This is a genomic window from Pseudomonas sp. Bc-h (genome assembly GCF_002080045.1).
Lineage (GTDB): Bacteria > Pseudomonadota > Gammaproteobacteria > Pseudomonadales > Pseudomonadaceae > Aquipseudomonas.
In genome coordinates this window covers 271,253-288,095 of record NZ_MUIN01000004.1, presented here as the reverse complement: position 1 = coordinate 288,095, position 16,843 = coordinate 271,253, and the positions used below count along the sequence as shown (strand labels likewise).

Sequence of the window (16,843 nt, the reverse complement as noted above, 5' to 3'; positions counted from 1 at the left end):
CGAGATACACAAGTGATCGAAAATCTACGCAACATCGCCATCATTGCTCACGTTGACCACGGTAAAACTACCCTCGTCGACAAGCTTCTGCGCCAGTCCGGCACTCTTGAGCGTAACGAGCTCAACGACGAACGCGTGATGGACTCCAACGACCAGGAAAAAGAGCGCGGTATTACCATTCTCGCGAAGAACACCGCGATCAACTGGAATGGCTACCACATCAACATCGTTGACACCCCGGGCCACGCCGACTTCGGCGGTGAAGTAGAGCGCGTGATGTCGATGGTCGACTCCGTTCTGCTGCTGGTCGACGCCCAAGACGGCCCTATGCCGCAAACCCGTTTCGTGACCAAGAAGGCTTTCGAAGCCGGCCTGCGTCCAATCGTGGTCATCAACAAGGTTGACCGTCCGGGCGCGCGTCCTGATTGGGTTCTGGACCAGATCTTCGACCTGTTCGACAACCTGGGTGCTACCGAAGAACAACTGGACTTCCAGGTCGTCTACGCCTCGGCCATCAACGGCATCGCGGGTCTGGACCACAACGAAATGGCCGAAGACATGACCCCGCTGTACCAGGCGGTCGTGGATCACGTACCTGCTCCGAAAGTCGACCGTGACGGTCCTTTCCAGATGCAGATCTCGGCTCTGGACTACAACAGCTTCCTGGGCGTCATCGGTGTTGGCCGTATCGCTCGTGGCCGCGTCAAGCCGAACACCCCGGTTGTGGCTATCAGTGCCGACGGCAAGCGTCGCAACGGCCGTATCCTGAAGCTGATGGGTCACCACGGCCTGCACCGCATCGACGTCGAAGAAGCAGCTGCCGGCGACATCGTCTGCATCAGCGGCTTCGAAGAGCTGTTCATCTCCGACACTCTGTGCGACCCGTTGAACGTCGAAGCGATGAAGCCGCTGACCGTTGACGAGCCAACCGTTTCCATGACCTTCCAGGTCAACGACTCGCCATTCTGCGGTAAAGAAGGCAAGTTCGTGACGTCCCGTAACATCAAGGACCGTCTGGACAAAGAGCTGCTGTACAACGTTGCACTGCGCGTTGAAGAAGGCGACTCGGCTGACAAGTTCAAGGTATCTGGCCGTGGTGAGCTGCACCTTTCGGTACTGATCGAAACCATGCGTCGCGAAGGCTTCGAGCTGGCCCTGGGCCGTCCTGAAGTGATCATTCGTGAAGTCGACGGCGTCAAGCAAGAACCGTACGAGAACGTCACCATCGACATCCCTGAAGAATCCCAGGGCAAGGTCATGGAAGAGATGGGTCTGCGTAAAGGCGACCTGAGCAACATGGTGCCGGATGGCAAGGGCCGTGTTCGTCTGGAATACAACATCCCTGCTCGTGGTCTGATCGGTTTCCGTAACCAATTCCTGACCCTGACCAACGGTGCTGGCATCCTGACCTCGATCTTCGACCGTTATGACACCGTCAAGTCGGGTCACATGTCCGGCCGTCAGAACGGCGTACTGGTTTCGGTCGAAACCGGTAAGGCACTGACCTACTCGCTGGAAACCCTGCAAGCGCGTGGCAAGCTGTTCGTTGAACACGGTCAGGAAATCTACAACGGCCAGATCGTTGGTCAGAACAGCCGTGACAACGACCTGGGCGTCAACCCTACCAAGGGCAAGAAGCTCGACAACATGCGTGCTTCCGGTAAAGACGAAACCATCGCTCTGGTTCCACCTGTTCGCTTCACCCTGGAACAGGCTCTGGAATACATCCAGGAAGACGAGCTGTGCGAAGTCACTCCTAAGTCGATCCGTCTTCGCAAGAAGATCCTCGACGAAAGCGAGCGTACCCGCGCTGCCAAGAAAGCCAAGGTGTAACTAGCCCCGGCTGAACGAAAACGCCCCCGGTCGAAAGGTCGGGGGCGTTTTTGTTTGCGCGGGTTTTAATCAAGACTGCGGCGCGGTCTCTGTGGCAGGTGCTCGACCGCAAGCTCGGTGATCATCTCAACTGCGAGCGATGCTCTCAGAACTTCAACGGCACATGGCCGGAGTTTGAATTCAACGTGCCGCTCTTTTCACGCACGACTTCCTTGGGCTTGTACGCGCAGTAACCCGGACGCGGGCCGATCTTCGGGTGGTTGCGGCAGGTATCCGGTCGTTTGTCGTAGATCGTGCACAAGCGGCTCTTGCGATCCAGATAAAGGCAATCGTTGTTGCTCATGCGCTGCAGGGTGAAGATCCCGGATTTCTGGTTGAAACGCTCGACGATTCCTTCCTTCTGCAACCGCTTGGCGATGTTCTTCGGGTTGTCACCCTGTTCGAACTCGTCGACGATGCCGATGCGGATCAGGTCCTTGATCTTCGCTTCCACAGGCAAGGTGCAGCAGCTGGAAACGCAGCCTCCGCACATGTGGCTGGAGTATTTCTGCCAGGTCTCGAGACGGTCGATTTCTGCAGCGGCGATCAAGGTGGGTTTCATGGCGTTGTGCTTCCGGGTGTATCGGGCGCGCGATCATACCGGGCCGCGCGCGTTTCCCCTATCGCAAAATGATCGATGCGACTATCGGCACACGATGCGCCGCTGCCACGCCTTCGCAATACAGGCCGGGTAGGGTGGGCGGACAGGCAAGCGGCGACGAATTCGAGGGTAGCTAATGCAACACGCTGAACAGGTGGTCAACGAAGTATTTGGTCTGTACGTGCAACGCGGCAACGACGATTACATCGGCGAGCCGGTGTCGCAGATCGAGCACATGTCGCAGTCTGCGCAGTTGGCGCTGGTAGAAGGGTACGACGACGAAGTAGTGCTGGCGGCGTTCTTTCACGACATCGGTCATATCTGCGAAAGCGATCCGGACGCGGCGAGCATGGGCGGGTATGGGGTCGCCAGCCATGAACGGGTTGGCGCCGACTACTTGCGCAAGCGTGGGTTCAGCGACCGGGTTGCCAGGCTGGTGGAGTATCACGTTCAGGCCAAGCGCTACCTGACCCTCCGCCAACCGGGCTATTACGCCCGGCTCAGTGAAGCGAGTCGTCGCACGCTGGAATATCAGGGCGGCGTGATGAGCGAGGCTGAAGCCGATGCATTCGAGCGCGATCCGCTGTGCAGCATCAGTTTGCGTATGCGTCAGTGGGATGAGATGGCGAAAGAGATGAACGTCCCGGTGATCGATCTTGAAATGCTGAAAGAGAAGGCAAGAGTCCTGCTTGGTGCATAACGCCTGTGGGAGCAACCGGAGGTTACGACGGTCGCGAAAGCGATTTATCTGACACATCGCCATCGCGACCCTCGTGACCTCTGGGAACTCACAGGGATCGGCGTTTAGACCAGGATCGTTTCCGCCAATGCCTGTATCTGCTCCTGCCGCTCGGTCTGATTCAGCTTCGAATGGGGATTGAGCGACGACCACTGCGGATGCGCCCGCGCCTTGTGCAGGGCGTCCGGCAGTTTGCCCTCGCGCCAGGTCTTGTCCTTTGGTGCGTCCAGCTTGATGCTGTCCATCGCTGCGTGGCCTCGGGCCTCCAGCGCGATCAGCAGTTGGCGCTGACGCAGAGCCAGCAGGCGCAGCACCGCATCATCGACGGTCAGTTCTCGCTGGCCCTTGAGTTTGCCAAGCAACCTTGTGCCATAGCTGCGAGCGGTTTGCAGAGCGCCACCGGCAATCGCACCGACCAGCGCCGCGGCGCCCAGCGTAATACCTCCGACGAGCAGATCCACGCCCGCGCCGGCCGCAGCCCCGGCTGCAATGCCGCTGCCCACGCGTACGCCCAATAGCTTGAGAGTCTCCGGGTTGAACAAATCGTCTCCCCAGCGGCCATCCATCAAAGGCAGGTCATTGGCCGAGGCGTCTTCACGCCGGAACGCATAGAGCTTGAGCAGTGCTTCAACGCAGCGTTGTTCCCGCTGGCGTACAGCCTTGCGCAGGTCTTCTATAGCGCCCGGAACCTGATCGGAGCTGGTCGCGACACTGCGTCGACACGCGGCGCAGTCCAGCAGCAATTCTGCGATCACGCGGGCGGCGCTGTACCGGCGAACTTCCCGTTGCGCCTGTTGATCGGCGATCAATCGCTCCAGTCGCCCGCGCGATGTTTCCAGCAGCAGCGCCAGGCTTTCATAGAGTCGCCGTTCGCCATCTTCAGGCGGGGCGACGCTGTCGAATCGCACCAGGGCATGCAGGCCCAGGCGCGCCAGGGCCTCACGCCAATCCGGTTCGCGATGGTGTGCACTGCTCACGAAATTGAGCACTGGCAGCAACGGTTTGCCACAACTGGCGAGTACGGCCAACTCATCACGGTACTTGGCGAGAACAGGTTCGCGGGCATCAATCACGTAAAGACCTGCATCCGAGGCCAGCAACTGACGCATTACCTTGGCCTCTTGTTCGAAACGCTGACGTGCCTCGCTGCCTTCCAGAAAACGGGCCAATCGGGCCGGACCATCGAGCCGCTCGCCGGGGCGGTCGAGACGCTCCAAGTAATCGAGAAGAGCGATGGCGTCTTCCAGTCCGGGAGTGTCGTAGAGTTCCAGCAACGCTTCGCCGTCGACGGAAAGCCGCGCGCCTTCCACATGGCGGGTAGTGCTGGGGCGATGGGAGACCTCGCCAAAGCCGACATCGCGGGTGAGGGTGCGCAGCAGCGAGGTCTTACCGACGTTGGTATGACCGACCACCGCCAGCTTCAGGGGGCGATTCGCATCCTTGTCAGTCATGTCCAGTCTCCAGCCAGGTCAGCGGCGCGCTGTCAGTCCATTTCAATTCCAGCTGTTGCAATGCCTCGTGCCAGTCGCCGAGACGATCGTCATCCAGCGCCTGGCCTGTTGGTGCGGGCAGCAACCAGACGCGGGTGTCGGCTGCACAGCGAGCCAGTTCCGCAATCAAGGCCAGGCTGCCACGATCAGGCGAGCGGCGTGGGTCGCAGGCGATGCCCAGCCGCGCAGGCGGGTAGCGGGTGAGTTGGTCGAGCAGGGTTCGGCGAGATTCGCGGCTGTCGAGAATGCCCGCGTCGGCGACGCTTCTCGGCAGTTTCGGTGGCCACGGCCGCTGATCGTCCAGTTCGATGGCCACCAGCAGCGCGCCTTCACTTTCGAGAGCTGCAGTGCCTGCCTGCACCTGATGCAATTGCGCAGGGGCTGCGTCATTGACGCCCAGGCGTTCGCTGCTGGGCATCAAGCGTTCGCGCAATTCGGCGAAACCGGGCTGGCTTAGATCCAGGGCCAGATGCTTGCGACCGGCGCGCCATCGGCCGTAGCACAGCAGCGTCAGTATCAAGCGAGGCGCGATGCCATAGACGACGAGCACGCCGACCAGCCAGGCAGCCCAGGCCTGCCGAGCGTTTTCGATCACCAGAGCGGTGTCGCCACTGGCGCGGATCATGTCTTCGGTCGGGACGCTGAAGCCGAGGAGCGAGGGGAGTGTGCCGAGGCCCTGAGTCAGGCTGACAAATGTATCGCTGCCCAGAATGGTGGTTTCCCAGACGAAGCCGTAACGCCGGGTGGCCATCAGCAGTAACAACAGGGTCAACGCGCTGACCAACGCCAGCAACCACAGGCCGTTGACGCAGGTACCGAGCACCCAGCGATTCAGGCGTTTGCGCTGTAATAGCAGAATTAGCGCCGGTGCGAGTTGTGCCGCTTGAGCATCGCGGGCGAGTTTTTCGCTGAGCCATAACCAGAGCCGCCCAAGGCTGGCGGCGCTGTCCCCGGCGAATAGCAGCCCTGATAACCAGCTGATAAGCAGAATAAGGTTCAGGCCGAGCAGGCTGCCCAGCGCCCAGAACACATTGACCGGGGTCTGGCCGTCCCCCAGCGCGGCAAAGGCCAGTCCGGCCCCGCTTACAATTGCGAAGATCGCCAGCACGATCAGTGAAAGCTTCGCGCCCTGTTTCCAGTGGCGCAGGGCCGAAACCATGCCGTCACGCTCGGCCAGCCACAGGGCCCGGTTCTTGATCCGCGTCAGCAGATCACCCGCACTGGCGCGGGCTCGGCGGCTGGCTTCGTCGTCTTCAAGCGGGCCTGCGTGTTGTTCCCGCAGGCGCACGGCTTCGGTCAGCCAAAGTTCATCGAGTGGGGTCAGTGCAGTCACGCGGCGTCTCGTTGTTGAAGTCAGAAGTGAGCATAACCGTTGTGGCAGCAATCGCGCAGGGCCACAGGTTCTGTAGTGCCTGGACTACTGTCTTCGCGAACAAGCTCCCTCCCACGGTAGTCGCGATGAAGCAAGATTCTTCGACCCCCCTGAAATCTGTGGGAGGGAGCTTGCTCGCGAAGGCAATGTTCCAGGCGAAGCGATAGCTGCGGCCCTTCCAAGGCTACGAATCTCTGTGTTGCCTCTGCTATCCTCGCCGCCATGAAAAAACATCTCCCCCTCAGCCTGATTGCCGCCCTGGGTGAAAACCGGGTCATCGGTGTCGACAATTCCATGCCCTGGCATTTGCCGGGGGATTTCAAGTACTTCAAGGCCACCACGCTGGGCAAGCCGATCATCATGGGTCGCAAGACCTGGGATTCGTTGGGCCGCCCACTGCCGGGCCGGCTCAATATCGTCGTCAGTCGTCAGGCGAACCTGCAGCTTGAAGGCGCTGAAGTCTTCACCTCGCTGGAAGCTGCCGTGGAGCGCGCGCAAGAATGGGCGAGCGAGCAGGGCGTAAGCGAAGTCATGCTGATCGGCGGCGCGCAGCTGTATGCGCAAGGTATGGCGCAGGCTGATCGCTTGTATCTGACAAGAGTCGCGCTGAGCCCTGAGGGTGATGCGTGGTTTCCGGAGTTCGATCCTGCTCAGTGGACGCTGGTCTCCAACACGGAAAACCCGGCACTGGACGACAAGCCTGCCTACAACTTCGAGGTCTGGGAGCGCCTCTGACTTTGGTTGGCATAGCGCCAACCCCTGTCACACATAGGTCGTTTTTATGTCATATGTCGCGAATGGTTCTCAACGTGACGCCATCAGAACGTACGCAGTCGCTGACGCATTAAAACAGTAATGGCTTTTTGTTACGGTCCAGCCTCGAACTAATAAAGGGGAGGACACCGTTATGAAGCTCGCACCAAAACTGTTGGCCGCGGCGCTCTGTCTGGGCCTTGCCGGACAGGCGTATTCCACGGAGCTCAAGCACTGGCCCGAGCCTGCGGCCAAGCAGCTCAACGCCATGATCGCGGCGAATGCCAACAAGGGTAATTTCGCCGTTTTCGACATGGACAACACCAGCTATCGCTACGACCTGGAAGAGTCGCTGCTGCCGTTCATGGAAAACAAAGGGCTGATCACTCGTGAAAAGCTCGATCCTTCCCTCAAGCTGATCCCGTTCAAAGACACCGCCGACCACAAAGAGAGCCTGTTCAGCTACTACTACCGCCTCTGCGAAATCGACGACATGGTTTGCTACCCGTGGGTCGCGCAGGTGTTTTCCGGTTTCACCCTCAAAGAGCTCAAAGGCTACGTCGACGAGCTGATGGCGTCCGGCAAACCCGTGCCGAGCACTTATTACGAAGGCGATGCGGTCAAGACCATAGAGGTCCAGCCGCCGAAGGTCTTCACCGGCCAAGCCGAGCTGTACAACAAGCTGATGGAAAACGGCATTGAGGTCTACGTGATGACCGCGGCCTCCGAGGAGCTGGTACGCATGGTCGCGTCCGATCCGAAGTACGGCTACAACGTCAAACCGCAGAATGTTATCGGCGTGACCACGCTGTTGAAGAACCGCGATACCGGCGAGCTGACCACCGCACGCAAGCAGATCACGGCGGGCAAGTACGACGAGAAGGCCAACCTCGGCCTTGAGCTGACCCCTTACCTGTGGACCCCGGCGACCTGGATGGCGGGCAAGCAGGCGGCGATCCTGACGTACATCGATCAGTGGAAGAAACCGGTGCTGGTGGGCGGCGACACGCCAACGAGCGATGGCTACATGCTGTTTCACAGCGTCGACGTCAACAAAGGCGGGATTCACTTGTGGATCAACCTGCCGGCGGTGGGCATTCAAACGCCACCGCCGGCAAGCCGGACTGCCACACAGGCTGTGGTGCGCTCACAAAAAAAACCGGCATCGCTGCCGGTTTTTTTATGTAGCTACCGATGCCGATTACGGAATCAGCTTGTCCAGCATTGCCTTGTCACGCACGGCACCTTTGTCGGCGCTGGTGGCGAGCAGGGCGTAGGCCTTGAGGGCAGTGGTTACCTTGCGAGGACGAGATTCGACGGGCTTCCAGCCTTTCTTGTCCTGTTCGGCACGACGGGCAGCCATTTCCTCATCGGAGATCAACAGGTTGATCCCACGGTTCGGGATGTCAATCAGCACCTTGTCGCCATCACGCACCAGACCGATCGCGCCACCGGCAGCCGCTTCCGGCGAAGCGTGGCCGATGGACAAGCCCGAGGTACCGCCCGAGAAGCGGCCATCAGTCAGCAGCGCACAGGCTTTGCCCAGGCCCTTGGATTTCAGGTACGACGTCGGGTAAAGCATTTCCTGCATGCCCGGGCCGCCTTTCGGACCTTCGTAACGGATGATCACGATGTCGCCGGCTTTCACTTCGTCAGCAAGGATCCCGCGCACGGCGCTGTCCTGGCTCTCGAAAATTTTCGCGTTGCCTTCGAACACATGGATCGACTCGTCGACGCCCGCAGTCTTCACGACGCAACCGTCCAGCGCGATGTTGCCGTACAGCACGGCCAGACCGCCTTCCTGCGAATAAGCGTGTTCGACGCTACGGATGCAGCCGTTCTCACGGTCGTCGTCCAGTGTTTCCCACCGGGTCGACTGGCTGAATGCGGTCTGCGTCGGTATGCCTGCAGGGCCTGCCTTGAAGAAGTGATGAACCGCTTCGTCGTCGGTCTGGGTGATGTCCCACTTGGCGATGGCTTCTTCCATCGACTTCGCATGGACGGTCGGCAGGTCCGTGTGCAACAGACCGCCGCGGGCCAGTGAGCCGAGAATGCTGAAGATGCCGCCAGCGCGGTGGACGTCTTCCATGTGGTACTTCTGGATGTTCGGCGCGACTTTGCACAGCTGCGGAACGCGGCGCGACAGACGATCGATGTCGCGCAGGTCGAACGGGATTTCAGCTTCCTGAGCGGCGGCCAGCAAGTGCAGGATGGTGTTGGTCGAACCGCCCATGGCGATGTCCAGCGTCATCGCGTTTTCAAAGGCTTTGAAGTTGGCGATGTTGCGCGGCAGAACCGAGTCGTCATTGTCGCGGTAGTAGGTTTTGCACAGCTCGACGATGGTGCGGCCAGCCTGCAGGAACAGCTGCTCGCGGTCGGAGTGGGTCGCCAGTGTCGAACCGTTGCCTGGCAGCGCGAGGCCCAAGGCCTCGGTCAGGCAGTTCATCGAGTTGGCGGTGAACATGCCGGAGCACGAACCGCAGGTCGGGCATGCGCTGCGCTCGTATTCGGCGACTTTTTCGTCCGAGGCCGAAGAATCAGCAGCGATGACCATCGCGTCAACCAGGTCCAGGCCGTGGCTGGCGAGCTTGGTCTTGCCGGCTTCCATCGGGCCGCCGGAGACGAAGATGACCGGGATGTTCAGGCGCAGTGCGGCCATGAGCATGCCGGGGGTGATCTTGTCGCAGTTGGAGATACAGACGATGGCGTCGGCGCAGTGGGCGTTGACCATGTACTCCACGGAATCGGCAATGATCTCGCGGCTCGGCAGCGAGTACAGCATGCCGTCGTGGCCCATCGCGATGCCGTCATCCACGGCAATGGTGTTGAATTCCTTGGCAACGCCGCCTGCTTTCTCGATCTCGCGGGCGACCAGTTGGCCGAGGTCCTTGAGGTGCACGTGACCCGGCACGAACTGGGTGAACGAGTTGGCGATGGCGATGATCGGTTTCTTGAAGTCTTCGTCCTTCATGCCCGTGGCGCGCCACAGGGCGCGTGCGCCGGCCATATTGCGGCCGTGGGTGGACGTTTTCGAGCGGTAATCAGGCATGGAGCACTCCGGGCGGCTAATCAGGTATCAGTAAGGGAGTGAGCTTCTCTTGGTCCTTTGCAGCGACGACAGGTAGCTGTCGCTGCGGATGAGGTCGGTGACGCCACAGGATCGCTGCGCGCTCGACCGGAGCTCATAAACCCGCCGGGGATGATTGGCGATGAATACCGCGATTCTACACCGCTGGCGGCCGGATGGAATGCCAAGACAGATCCGGTGCCTCTATTAGGGCTTTGTATATTGTATTGGTGTTCTTCCTGCCACTGCTGGTAGATAGCGGCGGCAACGCGGGCGCGCAATCAGCGACCCTGATGGTCAGGGCCCTGGCGACCGGGGACGTGGTGATGAAAGACTGGCTGCGTCTGCTGTGGCGCGAATGTTCAGTGGCGCTGGCGCTCGGCGTAACCATGGCCGTGGCCGTCGCGCTGCTGGGTGCCATGCGTGGAGGCTGGAACGTTTCCATGGTGGTGGCGAGCAGCATGCTGATCATAGTGCTGATCGGCAGCCTCATTGGCATGAGCCTGCCATTCCTGTTCAGCCGACTGCGCATGGACCCTGCGGTGGCAAGCGGGCCGTTGATTACATCGATTGCCGATGCAGCGGGGGTGTTGGTGTACTTCGGAATTGCTTCGGTGATTCTGGGGCTTTAAGGGCGCCGGTTTAAAACGTTTGCGGACAAGCGCGCCTCTACAGTGGATCGAGTCCTGCTGCAGGAGCGCGCTTGCCCGCGATGGCGTCAGTGAAAGCGCCGCAAATCAACTATTGGGCAACAACCGGCAGGTAATGCTCTTGATGTAGCGCGTTTCCGGAATTGCCGGGTGTACCGGATGGTCCGGGCCCTGGCCGCCGCGTTCCAGCAACTGGATGTTGCGGTCCAGATGGCGGGCGCTGGTCAGCAGGATGTTCTGCAGGTCGTCTTCGGGCAGGTGCATCGAGCAGGAGGCGCTGACCAGAATGCCGTCCTTGCTAAGCAGGCGCATGGCCTGTTCGTTGAGGCGGCGGTAGGCGCCTTCGCCGTTTTTCAGGTCTTTCTTGCGCTTGATGAACGCGGGAGGATCGGCAACGATCACGTCGAAGCGTTCTTCGGCGGCCTTCAATTCCTTCAGCGCTTCGAACACATCGCCTTCGATGCAGGTGACTTTCTCGGCAAACCCGTTCAAACCGGCGTTGCGTTCAACGCCGTCGAGTGCGAAGCCCGATGCATCGACGCAGAACACTTCGCTGGCGCCGAACGCGCCAGCCTGTACGCCCCAGCCGCCGATGTAGCTGAACAGATCCAGCACGCGCTTGCCTTTGACGTACGGCGCCAGGCGCGCGCGATTCATGCGGTGGTCGTAGAACCAGCCGGTTTTCTGGCCTTCCATTACCGGCGCTTCGAATTTCACGCCGTTCTCTTCCAGCGCGACCCACTCCGGCACCAGGCCGAACGCGGTTTCGACGTAGCGGTTCAGACCTTCGGCATCGCGCGCTGCGGAATCGTTCTTGAGCAGGATGCCGCTTGGCTTGATGACTTGAATCAGCGCCGCGAGAACCTCGTCCTTGTGCTGTTCCATAGTCGCGGAGGCCAGTTGCACCACCAGAATGTCGCCGAAGCGGTCGACCACCAGACCTGGCAGCAGGTCGGAGTCGCCGTAGACCAGGCGATAGAACGGCTTGTCGAACAGGCGCTCGCGCAGCGACAGGCAGACGTTAAGGCGATGCACCAGCAGCGACTTGTCCAGCGGCAGCTTGATGTCGCGGGACAGCAGGCGGGCGCAGATCAGGTTGTTCGGGCTCATCGCGACGATGCCCAGCGGCTTGCCGCCAGCTGCTTCAAGAATCGCTTGAGCGCCTGGAGCGAAGCCGTTGAGCGGGGTGGCGGCAACGTCGATCTCGTTGCTGTAGATCCACAGGTGACCAGCGCGCAGGCGACGGTCGGCGTTGGGCTTGAGGCGCAAGCTAGGCAGGGACATGACGTCGCTCCGGAAAAAAGAGCGGGATTATAGCGCGGGTTCCTGCCTGCGGGCGTGCTCCCGTGAATTAACCGGCTAGCGGTCGGTCGGATCCAAAGAGTATTTCAACGGTTGTCGAAGCATGGGCGGTAAGGGTTAGAATCGCGCCCTGACCTTGAGTGTGTACTTATGTCCCAAGAGCTTACTTCCGAGCAGATCCAGCAGGCGTTGCAAGGCATCAGCGTTCCGCCCCAACCGCAAATCATGGTGGATTTGCAGATGGAGCAGTACATGCCCGACCCTGATCTGGGTGTGATCGCCCGGTTGATCGCGCAGGACCCCGGCCTCTCTGGCGCCCTGCTGAAAATCGTCAACTCGGCCCACTACGGCCTGGCGAACAAGATCGCCTCTATCCAACGCGCGGTGAATCTGTTGGGCAGCCGCTCGGTCATCAACCTGATCAACGCGCAGTCAATCAAAGGCGAGATGAGCGACGAAACCATTGTCGTGCTCAACCGCTTCTGGGACACCGCTCAGGATGTGGCCATGACCAGCCTGACGCTGGCCAAGCGACTCGGCTCACAGACTGTCGACGAATCCTATGCGCTCGGTCTGTTCCACGACTGCGGCGTGCCGTTGATGCTCAAACGTTTCCCCGAATACATGAACGTGCTGGAAGAGGCGTACGCCAAAGCCGGGCCGGAATGCCGGGTGGTGGATACTGAAAACCGCATTCTCAACACGAACCACGCGGTTGTAGGTTATTTCACCGCCAAGTCTTGGCGTTTGCCGGAACATGTCAGCAATGCCATCGCCAACCATCACAATGCGCTGGCGATCTTTCAGGACGACTCTGGCCGCAATGCCCCACTGAAAAACCTCCTTGCGACGCTGAAAATGGCCGAACACATCTGCTCGTCGCACCGCGTGCTGGGCAACCAGGCCGTCGACCATGAGTGGAACAGCATCGGTCATCTGATCCTCGACTATGTCGGCCTGTCCGACTATGACTTCGAGAATCTCAAAGAAAGTATCCGAGAACTGAGCGCGCACTGATCCTGCGCGCTCGCGTCTTGCCTGCCATCGAGCCGCCCCATGCCTGAATTACCTGAAGTCGAAACCACCCGTCGCGGCATCGCGCCTCATCTGGAAGGGCAGCGTGTGAGCCGGGTCATTGTGCGCGACCGGCGTCTGCGTTGGCCGATTCCTGAAGACCTGGACGTGCGCCTGTCCGGTCAGAAGATCGTGGTGGTGGAACGGCGAGCCAAATACCTGCTGATTCAGGCCGAGGTGGGCACCTTGATCAGTCATCTGGGGATGTCCGGCAATCTGCGATTAGTGGAAGCGGGGTTGCCGGCGCTCAAGCACGAACATGTGGACATCGAGCTCGAATCCGGGCTTGCGCTGCGCTATACCGACCCGAGGCGTTTTGGCGCGATGTTGTGGAGTCTCGATCCACACAATCACGAATTGCTGATTCGCCTGGGGCCTGAGCCGCTGACCGATCTGTTCGACGGCTTGCGTCTGTACGAGCTGTCGCGCGGGCGGTCGATGGCGGTCAAGCCGTTCATCATGGACAACGCGGTGGTCGTGGGAGTGGGCAATATCTATGCGACTGAGGCGTTGTTTGCCGCAGGTATCGATCCGCGCCGTGAAGCCAAGAGCGTTTCCAAGGCGCGGTATATAAAGCTCGCAATCGAGATCAAGCGCATTCTGACGGCTGCCATCGAGCGCGGCGGCACGACGCTTCGGGATTTCATCGGTGGCGATGGCCAGCCAGGTTACTTCCAGCAGGAATTGTTCGCCTACGGGCGTGGCGAACAGCCGTGCAAGGTCTGCGGCACGACGCTGCGTGAGGTCAAGCTGGGGCAGCGGGCGAGCGTTTATTGCCCAAAATGCCAGAAGTAGAACGCAGGTTCCTACAGGCTGTGTGTCGCGAATGAGACAGACATCCCCTTGCTTAACCCCGATCCCTGTTTATAGTGAACACCATCATTTTTCTTGCTGCGCCTGAAGGATCACGCCATGAGCCCGTTTCGCATTCTCGCTGCTACCCTGGCCTTGTTCTTTGGCTTGCAAATGACGCCGGTAATGGCGCAGGTCGAGGCGACAGGCAGTGGCGATCCGGTCTATCAGATCCAGAATCCGCCTGCGTACGCGATGATCGGTGACTTGCTGGTGGCCCGCCCGTTATTGATCGTGGCGACCGTCCTTGGCGCCGGCCTGTTCGTGATTGCGTCACCCTTCGCCGCAGCGGGCGGCAACCTCGGCGCCACCGGCAAGGCGCTGGTGGTCGATCCGGGCAAGGCAGCATTCGTTCGCTGCCTGGGTTGCACGACAAGTGGTTACGGCAAGCACGACTGATCGGCGCACGTACGCACCATATTCAGCCGCGCGTCAGGCCTGAACGTCGCTGACACTCCCACCCCGCGAGGATCGCTCGCCGCTTCCACGCTGGCGTTGTTCTTGCGCCACAGCAAGACCTGCTGATTGCCGAAGTCGCGCTTGGTCTCCTTCAGGCGATAACCGCGCTCCTTCAGATCATTGAGTTCTTCTTCGGTGAACGCCCCCGGTTCGTACTCCATCACGTCAGGAATGTATTGGTGGTGATAGCGAGGCGCGGACGCCCAGTTGGCGATGGGTTGGTCGTCCAGATATTGCAGCATCGACAGCAGCACGACGCTGGGAATCCGGCTGCCGCCTGGAGTGCCGAATGCCGTGAAAGAATGAGGGCCTTCGATGAAGCTCGGGCTCATGCTCGACAATGGCCGCTTGCCGGGTTCGATGATATTGGCCTGACTTCCCACCAACCCATAGGTATTGCTGCCCTTGGGGTCGACCGCAAAGTCATCCATTTCGTCGTTGAGAATCACCCCGGTACCGGGGACGGTGAACGTCGATCCAAACGGCAGGTTCAGCGACAGGGTGCCGGCCACCGCATTGCCCTCGGTGTCGAGCACGCTGAAGTGGCTGGTGTTGTCGCCTTCGCGCCAACGAGGCGCCGGCGGCAGAATGTTGTTCGGCGTTGCCCGATGCGGATCGATACTGGTCGTCAACTGCAACAGGTAATCCGGTGCCAACACTTGAGAGACAGGGTTGGGCACGAAGTCCGGATCACCGAACAGCACTCGGTCACGGTAAGCCCTTCGTAACACTTCGACGACGTAATGAGCGCGCTGAACCTTTTCGGACTCCCGCCATGGCAGCTGCTGCAGCATGAACAGACTTTGCGCTAGCGCGATGCCACCCGCCGAAGGTGGCGGAGCGCTGATCAATTCTCGCTGATCAGCCAATTGAAAGCGCAAGGGCGTGCGAGTGATGACGTCGTATTCTTCGAAATCGTGGTAATTCCAGATACCGCCCGCGGCACGGACCCCGCTGACCATTGCCTGTGCGGTCAGGCCGCTATAGAACCCTGCGCGGCCTTTGTCGGCAAGGCGGTCCAGCGTCTGCGCCAGTTCAGGCTGCTTGATGACCTCGCCCAGATCCGGCACGTCGTTGTTGCGCAGGAACAGTCGGGCGCTTTCCTTGTTGGTTCGCAACGCAAAAAGCCGCCAGCTGGCGCGCTCGCGATACACCTCGTCGACCTTGAAGCCTCTGTAGGCAATGCGAATGGCCGGGGCCATGGAAACGCTCAGCGGCAAGCGACCATAACGCTCAGCGAGTTCTACCAATGCCGCAGGCAGACCGGGGATCGCAGCCGCCAAGGGGCCATTCAGGGAAAGATCTGGCTGGGCGACGCCGTTGCGATAAAACATCTTCGGTTTCGACTTGAGTGGCGCCTTTTCTCGGGCATCCAGAAACTGGTACAGAACAGGATCTCCCGCCTGACGCATCAGAAAGAAGCCGCCGCCTCCCAGGCCAGACCCATAAGGCTCGACTACGGCGAGGGTCGCACTGATGGCAACGGCGGCATCGAAAGCGTTGCCGCCGTCTACCATGATTTCCCGACCGGCGGCGGTCGCAATGGGGTGCGGGCTGGCAATGGCGGCCTGATCAGGGTGATCTGGACTGGCTTGAGCCGATAGGGCGCACAGTAGAAAAACTGCGCCAAACGAGGAGGGTATCCGCTCCAGCTTTGATGTCATGCGTATCTCGCTCAGGTCAACAGGCATTACAGCCAGTGTCTTCGGCGAAAGCGCGGATGCCGACAAATCTGCCTACGGTTATGCCTTACTGGTAATCAACGTGTACTTGGCCATCAGCTCGTCCTTGCTCTCCACATGGTTTTCATCCAGCGGGATGCAATCCACGGGGCAGACTTGCTGGCACTGCGGCTCATCGTAGTGACCAACGCATTCGGTACACAGGTTCGGGTTGATCACGTAGATCTCCTCACCTTGGGAAATCGCTTCGTTCGGGCACTCGGGTTCGCAGACGTCGCAATTGATGCAATCGTCGGTGATGATCAGGGACATGGATACTCCTGCCGCGGTCGACACCGGGGCATATCAAAACTAATGCAGCGAATTGTGCCGCATCGGCGCTCGATATGCACCTTCACGTGACGCAAGGACTCGATTCGTCAGCTACTGCTTGAATCTTTCCTTGAGTGCCTGAGCAACCGCCGGGTGTACGAATTTAGTGATATCCCCGCCCAACGCTGCAATTTCTCTGACCAGCGTAGATGAAATGAATGAATAGCGTTCGGAAGGTGTAAGAAAAAGACTTTCCACGTCCGGGGCGAGCTGTTTATTCATGTTGGCGAGCTGGAATTCGTACTCGAAATCGGAAACGGCACGCAGCCCACGCAGCAGGATATTGGCGTTCTGCTCCTGGGCAAAATGCGCCAGCAGACTCGAAAAACCCACCACTTCGACGTTCGGCAGATGTTTGGTGGCTTCTCGCGCCAGGTCCACGCGTTGTTCCAGCGGGAACAGCGGGTTTTTCTTGGGGCTGGCGGCGACTGCGATGACCACCTGATCGAACATCCGCGAGGCACGCTCGACCAGATCGATGTGGCCCTTGGTGATAGGGTCGAAGGTGCCTGGGTACAACACTCGGTTCATCGCGTCGTCCTGGTCGGAGTCCGTAGG

General features: G+C 60.0%; 15 protein-coding genes and 1 pseudogene. 8 read left to right on the top strand and 8 right to left on the bottom strand.

Annotated features, from left to right (window positions below; translation table 11 throughout):
- Nucleotides 1-12: 12 nt before the first annotated feature.
- Nucleotides 13-1,833 (top strand): translational GTPase TypA, encoded by a 1,821-nt coding sequence (gene typA, locus BWR59_RS08285; protein ID WP_081565149.1) that lies wholly within the window; start codon nt 13-15, stop codon nt 1,831-1,833.
- 145 nt (nt 1,834-1,978) lie between these two features.
- On the opposite strand, the gene BWR59_RS08280 is transcribed toward typA, so the two are convergent.
- Nucleotides 1,979-2,434 (bottom strand): YkgJ family cysteine cluster protein, encoded by a 456-nt coding sequence (locus tag BWR59_RS08280; protein WP_081565148.1) that lies wholly within the window; start codon nt 2,432-2,434, stop codon nt 1,979-1,981.
- A 175-nt stretch (nt 2,435-2,609) separates the two neighbouring features.
- On the opposite strand from BWR59_RS08280, the gene BWR59_RS08275 reads away from it, so the two are divergent.
- Nucleotides 2,610-3,173 (top strand): phosphonate degradation HD-domain oxygenase, encoded by a 564-nt coding sequence (locus BWR59_RS08275; protein WP_081565147.1) that lies wholly within the window; start codon nt 2,610-2,612, stop codon nt 3,171-3,173.
- Nucleotides 3,174-3,277: 104 nt separating this feature from the next.
- On the opposite strand, the gene BWR59_RS08270 is transcribed toward BWR59_RS08275, so the two are convergent.
- Both BWR59_RS08270 and BWR59_RS08265 read right to left on the bottom strand, forming a co-directional pair.
- Entirely contained in the window at nt 3,278-4,663 is a 1,386-nt protein-coding gene (locus BWR59_RS08270) for a GTPase/DUF3482 domain-containing protein (RefSeq protein WP_081565146.1), read from the bottom strand.
- Nucleotides 4,656-6,035, bottom strand: coding sequence for a DUF2868 domain-containing protein (locus BWR59_RS08265; protein WP_081565145.1), 1,380 nt, complete (start codon nt 6,033-6,035; stop codon nt 4,656-4,658). The genes BWR59_RS08270 and BWR59_RS08265 overlap by 8 nt, the downstream gene beginning before the upstream one ends.
- A gap of 261 nt (nt 6,036-6,296) precedes the next feature.
- Here BWR59_RS08265 and BWR59_RS08260 point away from each other — a divergent pair, with 261 nt between their 5' ends.
- Nucleotides 6,297-6,809, top strand: coding sequence for a dihydrofolate reductase (locus BWR59_RS08260; protein ID WP_081565144.1), 513 nt, complete (start codon nt 6,297-6,299; stop codon nt 6,807-6,809).
- Between the two features lie 172 nt (nt 6,810-6,981).
- A pseudogene (locus BWR59_RS08255) lies at nt 6,982-7,908 on the top strand (haloacid dehalogenase-like hydrolase); the annotation flags it as partial.
- 120 nt (nt 7,909-8,028) lie between these two features.
- Here the strand turns inward: BWR59_RS08255 and ilvD are convergent.
- Entirely contained in the window at nt 8,029-9,876 is a 1,848-nt protein-coding gene (ilvD, locus tag BWR59_RS08250) for a dihydroxy-acid dehydratase (RefSeq protein ID WP_081565143.1), read from the bottom strand.
- 233 nt (nt 9,877-10,109) lie between these two features.
- On the opposite strand from ilvD, the gene BWR59_RS08245 reads away from it, so the two are divergent.
- The gene (locus BWR59_RS08245; RefSeq protein ID WP_230981977.1) at nt 10,110-10,526 is read left to right on the top strand and encodes a magnesium transporter; all 417 of its coding nucleotides are present in this window, start codon (nt 10,110-10,112) and stop codon (nt 10,524-10,526) included.
- Nucleotides 10,527-10,631: 105 nt separating this feature from the next.
- Here the strand turns inward: BWR59_RS08245 and BWR59_RS08240 are convergent, their stop codons facing one another.
- Nucleotides 10,632-11,828, bottom strand: a complete 1,197-nt coding sequence (locus BWR59_RS08240) for a class I SAM-dependent rRNA methyltransferase (RefSeq protein ID WP_081565141.1) — start codon at nt 11,826-11,828, stop codon at nt 10,632-10,634.
- 168 nt (nt 11,829-11,996) lie between these two features.
- Between BWR59_RS08240 and BWR59_RS08235 the strand changes: the two genes are divergently transcribed.
- The 3 genes from BWR59_RS08235 (at nt 11,997) to BWR59_RS08225 (ending at nt 14,171) form a co-directional block, all read left to right on the top strand.
- Nucleotides 11,997-12,863, top strand: coding sequence for an HDOD domain-containing protein (locus BWR59_RS08235; protein ID WP_081565140.1), 867 nt, complete (start codon nt 11,997-11,999; stop codon nt 12,861-12,863).
- 39 nt (nt 12,864-12,902) lie between these two features.
- On the top strand, nt 12,903-13,715 hold the full coding sequence (mutM, locus tag BWR59_RS08230; protein WP_081565139.1) for a bifunctional DNA-formamidopyrimidine glycosylase/DNA-(apurinic or apyrimidinic site) lyase: 813 nt from the start codon (nt 12,903-12,905) through the stop codon (nt 13,713-13,715).
- 117 nt (nt 13,716-13,832) lie between these two features.
- Nucleotides 13,833-14,171, top strand: coding sequence for a multidrug transporter (locus tag BWR59_RS08225; RefSeq protein ID WP_081565138.1), 339 nt, complete (start codon nt 13,833-13,835; stop codon nt 14,169-14,171).
- Here the strand turns inward: BWR59_RS08225 and ggt are convergent.
- From ggt to coaD, 3 genes are all read right to left on the bottom strand, one after another.
- The gene (gene ggt, locus BWR59_RS08220; protein WP_081565137.1) at nt 14,153-15,895 is read right to left on the bottom strand and encodes a gamma-glutamyltransferase; all 1,743 of its coding nucleotides are present in this window, start codon (nt 15,893-15,895) and stop codon (nt 14,153-14,155) included. The genes BWR59_RS08225 and ggt overlap by 19 nt on opposite strands.
- Before the next feature lie 78 nt (nt 15,896-15,973).
- Entirely contained in the window at nt 15,974-16,225 is a 252-nt protein-coding gene (locus BWR59_RS08215) for a YfhL family 4Fe-4S dicluster ferredoxin (protein ID WP_081565136.1), read from the bottom strand.
- A 111-nt stretch (nt 16,226-16,336) separates the two neighbouring features.
- On the bottom strand, nt 16,337-16,816 hold the full coding sequence (gene coaD, locus BWR59_RS08210; protein WP_081565135.1) for a pantetheine-phosphate adenylyltransferase: 480 nt from the start codon (nt 16,814-16,816) through the stop codon (nt 16,337-16,339).
- Between the last annotated feature and the right edge of the window lie 27 nt (nt 16,817-16,843).

Excerpts from the sequence above, each read along its gene's own strand:
- BWR59_RS08280 (WP_081565148.1), bottom strand. The coding sequence starts at position 2,434 with ATGAAACCCACCTTGATCGCCGCTGCAGAAATCGACCGTCTCGAGACC.
- BWR59_RS08275 (WP_081565147.1), top strand. The coding sequence starts at position 2,610 with ATGCAACACGCTGAACAGGTGGTCAACGAAGTATTTGGTCTGTACGTG.
- BWR59_RS08270 (WP_081565146.1), bottom strand. The coding sequence starts at position 4,663 with ATGACTGACAAGGATGCGAATCGCCCCCTGAAGCTGGCGGTGGTCGGT.
- BWR59_RS08260 (WP_081565144.1), top strand. The coding sequence starts at position 6,297 with ATGAAAAAACATCTCCCCCTCAGCCTGATTGCCGCCCTGGGTGAAAAC.
- ilvD (WP_081565143.1), bottom strand. The coding sequence starts at position 9,876 with ATGCCTGATTACCGCTCGAAAACGTCCACCCACGGCCGCAATATGGCC.
- BWR59_RS08240 (WP_081565141.1), bottom strand. The coding sequence starts at position 11,828 with ATGTCCCTGCCTAGCTTGCGCCTCAAGCCCAACGCCGACCGTCGCCTG.
- BWR59_RS08235 (WP_081565140.1), top strand. The coding sequence starts at position 11,997 with ATGTCCCAAGAGCTTACTTCCGAGCAGATCCAGCAGGCGTTGCAAGGC.
- mutM (WP_081565139.1), top strand. The coding sequence starts at position 12,903 with ATGCCTGAATTACCTGAAGTCGAAACCACCCGTCGCGGCATCGCGCCT.
- BWR59_RS08225 (WP_081565138.1), top strand. The coding sequence starts at position 13,833 with ATGAGCCCGTTTCGCATTCTCGCTGCTACCCTGGCCTTGTTCTTTGGC.
- ggt (WP_081565137.1), bottom strand. The coding sequence starts at position 15,895 with ATGACATCAAAGCTGGAGCGGATACCCTCCTCGTTTGGCGCAGTTTTT.
- BWR59_RS08215 (WP_081565136.1), bottom strand. The coding sequence starts at position 16,225 with ATGTCCCTGATCATCACCGACGATTGCATCAATTGCGACGTCTGCGAA.
- coaD (WP_081565135.1), bottom strand. The coding sequence starts at position 16,816 with ATGAACCGAGTGTTGTACCCAGGCACCTTCGACCCTATCACCAAGGGC.